At 52.6% G+C, this 12,643-nt stretch carries 11 protein-coding genes and 2 pseudogenes; 6 read left to right on the top strand and 7 right to left on the bottom strand.

Going from position 1 to position 12,643, the window contains the following annotated elements; translation table 11 throughout:
* Together H8Q75_RS01195 and H8Q75_RS01190 are read right to left on the bottom strand one after the other, a co-directional pair.
* Positions 1–189, bottom strand: a pseudogene (locus tag H8Q75_RS01195) (30S ribosomal protein S4); the annotation flags it as partial.
* A gap of 126 nt (positions 190–315) precedes the next feature.
* Positions 316–1,362, bottom strand: a complete 1,047-nt coding sequence (locus tag H8Q75_RS01190; protein ID WP_297039757.1) for an AI-2E family transporter — start codon at positions 1,360–1,362, stop codon at positions 316–318.
* Between the two features lie 141 nt (positions 1,363–1,503).
* On the opposite strand from H8Q75_RS01190, the gene H8Q75_RS01185 reads away from it, so the two are divergent.
* Both H8Q75_RS01185 and H8Q75_RS01180 read left to right on the top strand, forming a co-directional pair.
* Positions 1,504–2,229: an NnrU family protein gene (locus H8Q75_RS01185; RefSeq protein WP_024125614.1), complete on the top strand. Its 726-nt coding sequence runs from the start codon at positions 1,504–1,506 to the stop codon at positions 2,227–2,229.
* Positions 2,230–2,296: 67 nt separating this feature from the next.
* Complete coding sequence (locus H8Q75_RS01180; protein WP_297039753.1) at positions 2,297–4,186, top strand: chloride channel protein; 1,890 nt, start codon at positions 2,297–2,299, stop codon at positions 4,184–4,186.
* Here the strand turns inward: H8Q75_RS01180 and cobA are convergent.
* On the bottom strand, positions 4,160–4,927 hold the full coding sequence (gene cobA, locus H8Q75_RS01175) for a uroporphyrinogen-III C-methyltransferase (RefSeq protein ID WP_297039749.1): 768 nt from the start codon (positions 4,925–4,927) through the stop codon (positions 4,160–4,162). The two genes, H8Q75_RS01180 and cobA, sit on opposite strands and share 27 nt — an antisense overlap.
* Positions 4,928–4,980: 53 nt before the next feature.
* Positions 4,981–5,622: an L-threonylcarbamoyladenylate synthase gene (locus H8Q75_RS01170; protein ID WP_024125612.1), complete on the bottom strand. Its 642-nt coding sequence runs from the start codon at positions 5,620–5,622 to the stop codon at positions 4,981–4,983.
* A 427-nt stretch (positions 5,623–6,049) separates the two neighbouring features.
* Between H8Q75_RS01170 and H8Q75_RS01165 the strand changes: the two genes are divergently transcribed.
* Positions 6,050–6,454, top strand: coding sequence for a hypothetical protein (locus H8Q75_RS01165; protein WP_297039746.1), 405 nt, complete (start codon positions 6,050–6,052; stop codon positions 6,452–6,454).
* Positions 6,455–6,763: 309 nt separating this feature from the next.
* Positions 6,764–8,014: a hypothetical protein gene (locus tag H8Q75_RS01160; RefSeq protein ID WP_024125610.1), complete on the top strand. Its 1,251-nt coding sequence runs from the start codon at positions 6,764–6,766 to the stop codon at positions 8,012–8,014.
* Positions 8,015–8,020: 6 nt separating this feature from the next.
* Here H8Q75_RS01160 and H8Q75_RS01155 read toward each other — a convergent pair whose 3' ends face one another.
* Positions 8,021–9,424, bottom strand: coding sequence for a BCD family MFS transporter (locus tag H8Q75_RS01155; protein WP_297039740.1), 1,404 nt, complete (start codon positions 9,422–9,424; stop codon positions 8,021–8,023).
* A gap of 326 nt (positions 9,425–9,750) precedes the next feature.
* Between H8Q75_RS01155 and H8Q75_RS01150 the strand changes: the two genes are divergently transcribed.
* Both H8Q75_RS01150 and H8Q75_RS01145 read left to right on the top strand, forming a co-directional pair.
* A complete protein-coding gene (locus tag H8Q75_RS01150; protein WP_024125609.1) occupies positions 9,751–10,962 on the top strand; it encodes a tetracycline resistance MFS efflux pump in 1,212 nt (403 codons plus the stop codon).
* 78 nt (positions 10,963–11,040) lie between these two features.
* A complete protein-coding gene (locus H8Q75_RS01145) occupies positions 11,041–11,577 on the top strand; it encodes a DUF2062 domain-containing protein (RefSeq protein ID WP_024125608.1) in 537 nt (178 codons plus the stop codon).
* Here H8Q75_RS01145 and H8Q75_RS01140 read toward each other — a convergent pair.
* On the bottom strand, positions 11,537–12,268 hold the full coding sequence (locus tag H8Q75_RS01140) for a peptidylprolyl isomerase (protein WP_024125607.1): 732 nt from the start codon (positions 12,266–12,268) through the stop codon (positions 11,537–11,539). The two genes, H8Q75_RS01145 and H8Q75_RS01140, sit on opposite strands and share 41 nt — an antisense overlap.
* Before the next feature lie 49 nt (positions 12,269–12,317).
* A pseudogene (locus tag H8Q75_RS01135) lies at positions 12,318–12,643 on the bottom strand (cell division septal protein); the annotation flags it as partial.

Below are 12,643 nucleotides of genomic sequence, written 5' to 3'. Positions count from 1 at the left end.
CTCCGAGACCCCGTAGTTGAAGCGTAGTTTTTGCTTTTCGTCAAGGCGCAGGGCGTATTCCGAACGCTTTTTGCGGGCTTGGCCATGTTGACCGGGGGGATAGCTCCGCTTGGGGACTTTGCGGGTGAGACCAGCTAGTTCACCCAGACGACGGACAATTCTCAAACGAGGGCCACGATATCGAGCCATGCAACTATACCCAACCTACAGTGATGATGGTGTCCAACCAAGAAATGCGCAAAAAATACACTGATGTGCCGAGGGCACCTTAATCAGCTTGTCTAGTATATCAACGGGATGGGGGCGATCGCAACCCTAGGACGAGGATTTTGGAGCAGCCTCACGGCTTGCCTGCAAGGCTTTGAGATCCAGCAAACTGACGATCGTCCCCGTCATGGGAATGGCCAGGAAGATACCAACAATTCCTGCGACCGTTGCCCCCACCAGGAGGGAAAAAAATAGAACCACCGGATTGAGGTTGACGGAGTTGCGCATCACACGGGGCATGAGGATATTTTCCTCTACCTGTTGGAGCAGAATACAGCTGATCAGAACTTGTACACTCAGGGCAATGCTCTTGGGCAACAGGATCAAACAGAGTAGGGAAATGCCCATCGTTGAGCCAATCCCTGGAATGAGATCCAAGCCGCCGGCGATCGCCCCAAGGGCAAGGGCGTAGGGGGCACCTAACACCAGCAAGACAATAAATGTAGCGGTACCAAAGAATAGAGATAGAAGGAAACGGCCACTCAAGAAGCCCAAAAAGTTCCGCTTTAAGGCTTGGGGCAGGCGATCGCGCCACGGGTCGGGCAAAAAACTCAACAGGTACTGCCATAGCTGTTCCCCTTCCAACAGCATAAAGAAAGTAATCACAGCAACAATCATGCCCCCCAGCAAGAGGGCAAAGATAGACTGGAGCTTACCAAACCCAAACTGAATCCCAGCAAGGGCAAAGTTGCGTAATTCTGACTCCAGTTGCTGAAAATTGATGTCTAGATTCCATTGCGCCAGAAACTGCTGCATTCTCTCAAGGGAGTCAATCCACAGATCAACTTGGCTGGGCAAATGGGTGATTAAGTCCTGCAACTGGCCAATGATCGCCAACCCAAGAGTAATCCCCAAGCCGATGAGCAGTGCCAATGTCCCCAGAAACACAATGGTAACCGCAAAACCATGGGGCAAGTAACGTTTGAGCCAGCGCACGGGATAGTTGAGTAAAAACGCCAAAATAGACGAAGAAAGAAAGATGAGTAAGACGTAGGCAAAGTAGTGCAAAAGTTGCACGCCAATCCAGCCCAAAGCAAAGAGCAGGAGCAAGCGCAGTAGGCGGCGGTTTTCGAGGCGATCGAGCCAATTAAACATAAAATTGATTAAAATTCATGCCGGATGCCCCCAACGCTTTGACTATAGCTCATAGGCTTGGTTTTTCTGTCCAGTTACATTGCTTTACAAATGGTCTGCCCCTTTGGGATCATGGGAAGGGATCTCAATCGTCGGGAGTAGATGAGCGTGGATCACCACAGTTGGCAAACCAGTTCGCAGTGGATCATGGTGGGGCTATTGCTCCTGTTTGCGATCGCCCACAGTGGCTTGGCCAGCTTACGTCCTTGGGCAGAAAAGCAGGTGGGTGCCCGCGCCTATCGCATTTTTTTCGCCTTAGTGAGTCTGCCTTTGGCCACAATCTTGATTCTCTACTTTCTAGCGCATCGCTACGACGGCGTCCAACTGTGGCAACTTCAAGGGGTGCCGGGAATGGGGGCGCTAGTGTGGGGACTATCGGCGCTCTCGTTTCTCTTTCTTTATCCAGCCACATTTAACCTGCTGGAAATTGCCGCTGTGCAAAAGCCAGAGGTGCACCTCTACGAGACGGGCATTATTCGCATTACCCGCCACCCACAGTTGTGGGGACAGGTGATCTGGTGTGTGGCTCATACCCTATGGTTGGGCACGTCCTTTAGCCTGCTGACCTCCCTTGGTCTGATTGCCCATCACTGCTTTGGGGTTTGGCATGGCGATCGCCGCTGGTACGCACGGCATGGAGAAGCATTTGCTGCCCTGAAAAACCGCACTTCCATCATTCCCTTCAAAGCCATTTGGGAGGGTAAGCAACAACTGGTATGGCAGGAATTTTTGCGCCCCGCCTATGGGGGAGTGGTTATTTTTGTCGCCCTGCTGTGGTGGCTGCATCCCTCCTTTTACCATGTGACACAGCAACTCTTGCCCTTTTAGCCTCTCCCCTGGAAATTGCGCATAATTGAGTTAGAGCTATCCCGTTTCAGGAAAAATTTTTCCACCAGTGTCCTCCCTCTTCCCCCTTTCTACTGCTGAATCTCGCCTCACTCGTCTTTTCAATCAATTGCACCCCCCTCCGGAAACAGTCGTACTGGTCTTGGCAGTGCTCATTGGCGGCAGCGCTGGCCTCAGTGTGCTGCTGTTTCGTTACCTGATTGAAACAATTCATTACCTTGCCCTTGAAAACTTGATGGGGATCATTGGTCGCTGGGGGAGGTGGACACTGGCCTGTGTTCCCACCCTTGGGGGCTTGCTGGTGGGGATTGTCCGTTGGCTTGTCCAAGAGTTTAGTCCCAACCTGATGTCATTGATGGGTGCTGTCGAAGCTGGTAAGGAAATTCCCCTTATTCGCCCCATTGCCAAAACCCTTGCGGCGGCAATTTCCCTGGGTACAGGTGCGTCCCTTGGTCCAGAAGGACCCAGTGTGGAAGTGGGCGCCAACATCGGCATTCTCCTTGGTCAAGGGTTGAAGGTCTCGCGAGAACGGCAAAAGCTGCTCCTTGGGGCAGGGGCAGCGGCAGGTTTAGCAGCAGGCTTCAATGCTCCGATCGCTGGCGTGTTCTTTGCCCTAGAGGTGGTCTTAGGAACCACCTTTGAAACAACGGCTGTGAGTGTGGTGCTTTTGGCCGCTGTGATTTCTGCCCTAATTACCCAAATTGGCTTGGGGTCACAACCCGCCTTTGAGCTGCCCGCCTATGAGGTACGCAGTTCCCTTGAGTTGCCCTTGTATTTGGGCTTGGGACTGTTGGCCTACGGCGTTGCCATTGTCTATACCCAGTTACTTCAGTGGCTCCCGCAAGCCTTTCAGGGGAGGATTCCACCTCTGCAGTTTTTAGGTTGCATTCCCCTACCAGTGCGTCCCTTGATGGGGGGCCTCTGCGTTGGCTTGGTTGCCCTGTATTTGCCGCAAGTGCTGGGCATTGGCTATGAAACAGTGGAAGCAATCCTCAGGGATGTGAATTTTTCCCTTGGCTTGCTGTTGGTGTTGCTCGTTACCAAGATGCTCTTAACGGCAGTGAGTCTAGGCAGTGGTCTCGTGGGGGGCATCTTTGCGCCGGCACTCTTTTTGGGAGCCTCCCTTGGGGCTGCCTACGGTAAGGTGTTACCTATTCTCTTACCGATGTTTGCCAACAGTATTGCTGCTCCTGCCGCTTATGCAACCGTGGGAATGGCCGCCGTCCTTGCTGCTAGTGTCAATGCACCCTTAACCGCTATTTTGCTGCTTTTTGAAATGACGCGGGACTATCGCATTATTTTGCCCCTGATGGCAGCGGTGGGCTTAAGTGTCTGGTTAGTGAATAGTTTTAGTGTGCAAAAACCGGGTGAGCTGCCCGCCTTGGCACCCAGCAGCATTGAGCCCCACATGGAGGAGCAGGAGGAAAGTCTCCCCAACCTTTTTGTGGCAGAGGCCATGCAATCGCAGGTGCTGTTTCTCAGCGAAGCGACGCCTGTGGTCGAAGCGGGCTTACAACTCATTCAAAAAAAAGTCTACTGTGCCTTTGTGACCGATAGTCAGCAGAACTTGCTGGGGTTGATCACCCTTGGGGATATTAATCGGGTGCTGACCCGTTGGGAAGCGGATCAGGAAACAACCGCCTATCAAACCCAAACGGTAGGGAGTGTCTGTACGCGGGAGCTGTTGCTGGCCTATAGTGATGAACCCCTGAAGGATGCTATCGATCGCATGGCGGCGCGGGATTTAAGGCAGTTGCCTGTGGTGGATCGCAATTACCCCCAACGGGTGTTAGGACTACTCACCAGAGAGAATATCCGCCTTGCCTATTCTCTGGATCAAACCCGACGTAAGCTACTGCCCTATTTGGAGCGGGCGATGCTGTCATTGCCCCTAGAACCTGAACCGGTTGCTTCAGACCTCGTGGAGACTTCCCCCTAACTGGGAGCGCAGGTGAATGACCTCACCAATGACAATCAAGGCAGGTGTTTGAATCTTTGCCTCGTCATAGGTGGCGATCGCTCGCTCTAGGGTTGTCACCACCACCCGTTGTTGCGGTGTTGTTCCGGATTCAATAAAGGCTAAGGGAGTCTGGGGCGATCGCCCCCCTGCCAGCAATTGCGGCACAATTTCCCCCAGATGGTGAAGTCCCATGTAAATCACAAGCGTATCCACCGCAGTTGCCAAAGCTGACCAATTGACGCGCGGTTGATAGCGGCCAGCCGCCTCATGGCCCGTAACAAAGACTACCGAAGAGCTAAAGTCCCGATGGGTTAAGGGAATTCGGGCATAGGCAGGTGCAGCTACGCCACTGGTAACCCCGGGGACTACTTCCACAGCAATACCTGCCTCAACCAAGGCAAGACACTCTTCGCCGCCACGGCCAAAGACAAAGGGATCACCACCTTTGAGGCGCACAATGACGGCATGGCGCCCTGCCAACTCAATCAATAGGCGGCAAATCTCAGCCTGAGAAAGGGTATGGTTACCCCGCCGCTTGCCCACATGAATTTTTTCCGCTTGGGGATTAATTAGTCCTAGGATCTCCGGACTAATCAGGGCATCGTAGAGCACCACATCGGCACATTCCAGAAGCATTTTGGCGCGAAGCGTGAGCAGCCCGACATCTCCGGGGCCTGCGCCCACCAAATATACTTTGCCAATCAATTGTGATGAACTCATTCTTGAATTCAACCTTGCATAGCGATTTCTACCTACCGAAGAGCTAGAGTGGCTCACTCAACAGTCACCATTTCTGCCGGTAGTGCTTCCCACCCTTGTCCCTTGCGCACCAGCAGCGGTGGTTCGACGGTGAGATCAAGAATACTCGACATTTGTTGTCCCGGCCCTTCCCCCGTATCAATAATCAAATCCACCCGTTTGTCAAAGGCATCGAAGAGATCTGCAGTATTCACATAATAGGTCTCGTCCTCGGGTAGTCGTGCTGAGGTGGAAATAATTGGATTCCCCAGGGCGGTCAACAGCGCTTGGCTCACTACGTGGTCAGGCACACGGATCCCCGTAGTTTTGCGTTTGGGATTTTGGACAAGGCGGGGCACCAGTTTGGTAGCGGGCAGCAAAAAGGTGTAGGGTCCCGGAATCAGGCGACGCATGAGGCGATAAGCGGAATCACTGACATAGGCATACTGGGCAATGTTGGAGAGAGAAGAGCACAAAAAGGTGACGGGTTTATCGTTAGAGAGTTGCTTGAGTTGGCGTACCCGTTGCACCGCTCCCTTGTGGTTCATGTCGCAGCCAATGGCATAGACCGTGTCCGTGGGGTAGAGCATGACTGCCCCTTCTTTGAGCGCCTCAACAATTTGGGCGATGGTGCGGGGCTGGGGGTTGACAGGATGAAGCTCAAAAATTGCTGCCATTAAACAATTCGCAAAGGCACTACCGCTATAGTGTAGTTTTAGTTTAACGGCAACAGCATGCGCGAATGTAGCCCATACAGTCTTTCCAGCGAATCTTCGGCTGACTACGTTTGGGGGAGCCAATTCTGGGTCAAAACCCCTCTAGGAGCTATGGCAAGGTGTCAGGAAAGGGGCTTAGTGGTCAACCCGTTTGCTCTGCTGCTTGGCGGTGAGCATGTCCATAGCCTGTAGCAAGCTTAGCGAGCTGGGTCATCCCGCAAGGGAGGACTATCAGCTATCATCGCTCAATTTGAGTGGGGGCATCCATGATCGCATCCCACCCAACTATTAAAGCGGTGCTGCGGAACCACCGGACGTTGCTCGCGGTCTCTAGCTCTAGCACTGTGTAGAATGCAGTACACTGTATCGGGTTAGTGGATGGTTCTCGATGAAACACTCCTTGCACTATCTCCTGTTTGCCTTGGGTGTGGGGCTGGCGATCGCCCTTGTACCGCGGTTACCTGTTTTTCAATCTGCCGACATGGTTATGGCACAGGGAACTAGTCGGACTATTTCTCCCCAAGGGCTGGCAAACCACCTGAAGAAAATCAATGCCAAAATGTACGGTGCCTACTGGTGTCCTGCCTGTATGAAGCAAAAGGAGCTCTTTGGCAGCGCCTTTAAGAGAATTAACTACATTGAGTGCGATGCACGCGGTACCAATGGCCAACCAGAACTGTGCAAAGAGGCCAATATCCGTGCTTATCCCACATGGGAAATCAACGGTAAACGCTATGAGGGCGTCTATCCCCTAGAGGGTCTAGCTCAGCTCTCGGGGTATCAGGGGCGCTGATGCTCTCGAGGCCTAAAAACTCTTTTGGGGAGAGAATTTAGCACTAACTTTTATAGTCAAACTTTTATAGTCAATTGTCAATTGATTGCTCTGTTGCTTATCCTCACAAGGGAGTAGAGCGTTTGCACTATTGGGCAATCGAAAGAACCCAGGGCATTCTTGTGATTAGGATCACGACAAAAACGTAGTTTCGATCACAGGCTAACGAAATGTTGCCTTCTATCATGCAGATATGTTAGGACCTTTCAGTTGTGCCCCCGAATTCCAGCACTGTCGGTAGCGGCGTGGCTTAGGAGCGCATTCCTCCCTATGAATACTTGGATCAAGGGCAACGACTACCAACTGATTTACGATCACTTGCTGGAATGCGTGCAACATGAGAGCCCGCAGCAAGTCATTGAGCGGTTTCGTGCCCTTTTTCTTATGGGCTATACCTATCCCGATCGCCAGATTCAAGGGGCGATGGATCGGATTGTGACTGAGGCACAGGTGGCAGACCGTTTCCGTCCCTTCATGAACCGCTGCTGCCACATTTTAATTAACCGCTGGCAGTCGCGTCCTTTGCTGCAAGGGGCTGTTCCGGAATTTCTGGCCATGTTGCAAACCCCTGTGGGAATGCCCGCAGGCGGTCTGAGCCGGGCACCAGTGGTGCGTAAGCTGCGGCTACTCGTCAAGGATTATTTAGAGAGTGAAGCCTTTCAAAAGCTGCAGCGCATAGTGCAATTCTTTCAAGAAGATGCCCAGGATACTGTACAGATTCAACGAAATGGCGATCGCCCCCTTGCCACCCTCATTCGCCGCTACCCCTATCTTTACAACCACTGCCTAGTGGGGGATGACACCCCACCGGAAGAGCTGCGCTACATTCAAGAGGTTCAGCAAAAAGCCACACAGGAATTTGAAATGAACCTGAGTCACTACCTCACCAGTGAGTTTCGCCGTGCCCAGGGACATCAAAATATCCCCCCTATCAAAAATCCCACCTTGCTCTCTACAGAGGAAGTCAGAACCTCAATTCAGCATTTTGTCGGTAAGGTGGATGGCCGCCACACCTATCGCGACTTGGCCAGTCAATTTGAGCAGCGGCTGCAACGGATGAAATCCACCCGCGACTTTCGGGATGCCTTCTTCCACTACTTGACGGACACCACGGCGAATGTGGGTCGGGGTCGGTTTCGCCAGCGCTTTTACCAGTATTTGGAAACGCTGCCCCTCTTTCAGCAGCCACAGCCTCTAAATGAATTTACCATTGTGCGCACCTGTAGCCAGACCCTCAACTACCTGGTTGTCGAGAGCGCCCAGAACCCCAACCATCTGGTTTTTGTTGACTTGCTCAATAACATCGGCACGGCGGCAACCATTGGCCTATTGCTCAAGATTGTTCTCCTCAGCCGGAAAGTGAAACCCTACCTTGAAAAACGCTTTGCCATCTTGTTTAACCACTATCAATCTTTTAGTCGGGGCAAGGTGCGCTGGCTGGTGAATTGCCTAGAGCATTTTAATATTGCCCATGCCACCCACTTTGGCAAATTGGATTTCTCCTTTTTTGCCCGCTGGTAGGCTCCTCTATTCCAAGTCCTCAGCCAAAATCTTGGCGATCGCCACCTGAGATTGTTGCCGAAATTGACTCACATCCACTCGTTTGAGCAGCAAAACAGCGGCCAGCATTCCTAGCATCGGCAGACAAAAGACAAAGCCGTAGGCGAGGATCGGCACGCCAAACAGTTGACGACCAATATCGAGGGCCGTCCCGCCGACAATGGTAGCTGATCCCCGGGCAATGGCCTGGGCCAAGCCCCAAGCCCCAATGAATGTCCCTGCCGTTTCTGCCGCCGTTAAATCCAGCATCAGACTCAGGGCTCCTGTTGTTGTTACTCCCGCGGCAATGCCAAAGAGAAAGAGTTGCAACTGAAAGAGCCACACCTGGTGCGTGACCCCTGAGATGATGAGTAGTAAAAACATCAAGGCCACCCCCCAACAGCCATAGGTGGTGGTTCGAATCTTGCCAAGGCGCGGCACAATCAAAAATCCTGTGAAACTCAAACCAACAAGGGTGCCCATGCCCCAATAGGCATTCAAGCGGGTGGTTTCGGCGATCGTCATACCAAAGACTTCACCGCCAAAGGGTTCAAGAATCGGCTCCTGAATAAATAAACTCAGGGTCATCAGGACAAGAAAGAGAAAAAAGCGCCATGTTTGGGAGTTAGCAGTAAGAATTTTTAGGGCGCGACCAAGGGTAATGTTTTCAGGGTTGTTACAGGTGTAACTGCGCACATGGTAGCGGGAATACTTGGCCTCAACTCCCCAGGTGCTGGCGATCGCGAGAGCAAAGACCACCGTCAAAACCACCAAAAAAAGACGATTGACACTTTGTTGCAGAAGTTCAATGGGGGCATCTAGCTCCAATTGCCGCAGCAGCACGCTAGTGAGAATGGCACCGACAACAATGCCCACGGTCAACATGGACCAGACAATGCCCACCAATTTGCCTCGATCCTCTTCTTCAGAGACATCCACTAGCAGGGCAGCAAAGGGAGTCGAGCTACTGCTAACACAAATGCCATAGGCGGCAAAGAGTAATCCCAACAGGGCAATCCATCCTTGAGTGAACAGACTCCAGCCCGTTTGATCTAAACTTTGTCCCACCTGCCAGATCACTTGAACAATGGCATAGGTGACCAAGGTAAAGGCCAAAGCCCCACCCCAGACATACCCCGTGCGATGATAGCCACCAATGGGATGGGCATCAGAGAGCTGACCAAACCACACTCGCACCGGTGCGACAAGTTGATGCATGGCGATCGTGAGGGTCACCAATGTCGCTGGCACCGCCAATTCCTTGATCAAGATGCGGTTGAGAACCCCCAACACCAGAATCGACATCATGCCCAGTCCCATCTGAAAGAGACCCAAGCGAAACATGACCCAGAGGGGCAGCGGCGGGGGTGCAGCGGCAGAAGGAGTGGCCATACCTCACTCAACTCACATCACTAAACTCACATCAATAATAGAAGATGATAAATGATTTTCAGAGCAAACTTAGATTGCCATCAAGAACGAAATCGTCAATGATACAATTAGGGCAATCAGGGTCAAAAAGAGCGATCGCTTCAAAGATTCTATATAAGCGGACATGGGTTGCATCACCTCATCAGTAGGATGGTTTGTGCAGTCTTCGATCGATGGAAAAAGGGCGGTATTGTGTTAACTTGTAGTCTTTTATTGTACTGCCTTTTTCTCAGGGCCAAAACTCTACAGGGCAGGCATCCATCACAGTTGAGGACGGATCAGAATCAATGGGGATAAACCTACGCTCACCATTATTTATTGTTTTGCTCACAATTGTCATCGACCGCTTGGGTGAGAGTCTGATTCTCCCCATTTTGCCCTTCCTCGTAGAGCGATTTAACTTTGATGCGTTGAGCCTGACACTGCTATTCTCTGCTTTCGCTGCTGCTCAATTTATTGCTGCTCCGCTACTAGGTGCCCTCTCGGATCACTGGGGACGTCGTCCGGTGTTGCTGATTTGTATTGCCGGCACTGCTGCGTCCTACATTCTCTTTGCTGTGGCCACAGCGCCATGGTTGCTCTTTGTCTCGCGGATTATTGATGGCCTTACTGGGGGCGTGGTTTCAACGGCTCAGGCCTATATTGCCGATACCTCAGCTCCGGCAAATCGGGCTAAGAATTTTGGTTTAACGGGGGCGGCTTTTGGGATTGGCTTCATTTTTGGGCCGGCCCTTGGCGGCAGCCTAGCAGCCATTGATCTCAAGTGGCCGATTTGGTTTGCCGCTGTTTTGGCACTGGTCAATGTGGTTTTGGCTTACTTTATCTTGCCGGAGTCATTGCCCGCAGCCCAGCGATCGCCCCTGACCCTAAAGAGTTTTGCCTTGCAGCAGCAGTGGTTGGCGCTATTCAATCAACGCACACTGCAAGCCTTACTAATGGCTTTTTTTATCTTCAACTTTGCCTTTGCGGGCTTTACCAGTATTTTCGTCCTCTTTTTGAAGCGACAATTGAATTGGGGACCCGCCCAAGCTGGGATCATTTTTGTGATCATTGGCGTTGTCAGTACGATTGTGCAGGCGGGCTTGATTCGATCCTTGATTCCTCGGTTTGGTGAGCAGCGCTTGAGCCTGGGGGGACTGCTACTGGTGGCCTTGGCCCTGTTGGGGATTGCCGCCATTCCCACTGTGGGCAGCTTGAGTGTGCCTTTACTCTACACGTGTGTGATCGGTTTGGCCTTTGGTGTGGGCATCATGTTGCCCTCGCTGCGGGGAGTGATCTCCAATCGGGTGCGGGATCAAGATCAGGGAAAAATTCTTGGCGCTAGCCAATCCCTCCAAAGTGTGGCGGGAATTGCTGGCCCTGCATGGGCAGGATGGGCCTTCGATCGCTGGGGTGGCGTGGCACCCGCTTGGCAAAGCAGTGTGATGATGGCGATCGCCCTTGGCTTTTTAGCGCTGGGGTTGGGCAAGCCCAAGGATGCGACCCCTAGCACTCTCTAAGCAAAATATGTCAAACTGCTAAGCAAAGACTATCATTCCTTTATTTTTCCAACCTTTGCACCCTCTCGCAGCTCACCTATGATGCGGTTGTCTTTTCCTCAGCCTTCTCGACAGCCCCGTTGGCTCTACTGTTGGCGACGATCGCTCCGCTATCACTATTTGCGCCTGATGCGCTCCCACAGCAGCATCGAGAGTATTGCCCGTGGTCTCGGGGCAGGGGTCTTTGCTGGCATGCTGCCTCTGTTTGGTGGTCAGATGCTCATTGCCGTTACCCTAGCGCTCCTAGTGCGGGGAAATAAGCCCTTGGCCGCCCTTGCCACTTGGGTGAGCAACCCTTTCACCTATGTGCCCTTGTTTTGGTTTAACTTTCAGGTGGGTTGGTGGCTGATGGGGCAGCCTGCCCTATCTTTTGGTGAATGGCAATCTTGGGAAAAGCTCCTAGAACAAGGGGGGCAAATGGCAATGATTCTCATTTTTGGCAGCGTTTGGGTGGGCATCATAGCTGGACTCTTCACCTATGCCCTGTGTTTGCGTCTGCTACCCCCCCTGCGGCAACGCTTTCGCCGGCATTCTGCTAGGGCTGCTGTAAATTTTCCAAACCGGCCACAACCTTAGCAGACTGCAGGCGATCGCCCTGTTGGATCCTGTCCACTACGTCCATACCATCGGTGACATAGCCGAAAACGGCGTAATTGCCATCCAGAAAGTCCAGTTGATCGAGGGCAATGTAAAACTGGGCTGAGGCCGAGTCCGGTAGTTGCGATCGCGCCATGGCCACCGCACCGCGCGTGTGCTTCAGGATGGGTGAGACTTTGCCCGCTTGGCTATAGGTGGGGGTGTCACTGCCCTGACCAAGAATTTCTAGGGGAATATAGCGGGGGCGATTGGTTGCTGGGTCAATAAATGAACCCGTACCGTAAAGTTGCGGCGATACCTTGGGGTCTTTAGTTTGGGGATCTCCCCCTTGAACCACAAAGGGTCGGGGTTCACGGACGACGCGGTGAAAAATCGTGCCATCATAGACCCCCCGATTCACTAAATCCACAAAGTTGCCAGCAGTAATTGGGGCAGCATCCCCCTTCACTTGAATCGTAATCGGGCGATCGTTGACCGTCAGCACAACCGTTGCATCGCCATTGAGTCGAGGTAAGTTGGCCATAGGGGTTGGGCTTTGTGCTCCTGGAATTGAACTCGTGTCAGCCACTGAAGAGAGTGACGCACAACTCACCAGCAGAAGCACACTGAGCACCATCACCAACCGTTGCAGAAATCGTGGCAATCCTGTGCCGCACTTCAGGGGTTTCATTGACCAGCCACTCCAAGCTAACCTCTCTATTATGCTGTACTGTTGACCCTTAATTGCTGCGGGGAAGCGGCTGCTGTGTTGGTTGTTGCCGCAGTTGTACCAAGGGTTCATCGGGGTTCACCAGATCAATAAAGGCCATTTGCCGAGGATCCAAATACTGGGGCAACTCCTTGAGACGGGCCAAGGCACTGAGTTGTTTATTGAAGGTGGGACTATTCCACTGCACGACCCCAAGGTGAACCGGCGCGAGGGGAGTTTGGACCACAAGATTCTGTTCATTGCGCCAATCTAAGCCCGTAATGGGTAAATCCTGCTGCTGGAGAATCCGGTGAATCTGCTGCCACTGCTGCTGGCGATCGCTATCCACCGCCAATG

It is taken from the genome of Thermosynechococcus sp. OHK43 (assembly GCF_014466085.1).
Taxonomy (GTDB): domain Bacteria; phylum Cyanobacteriota; class Cyanobacteriia; order Thermosynechococcales; family Thermosynechococcaceae; genus Thermosynechococcus.
Note: the sequence above shows the minus strand (reverse complement) of the source record. Positions and strands in the feature narration are given on the sequence as shown.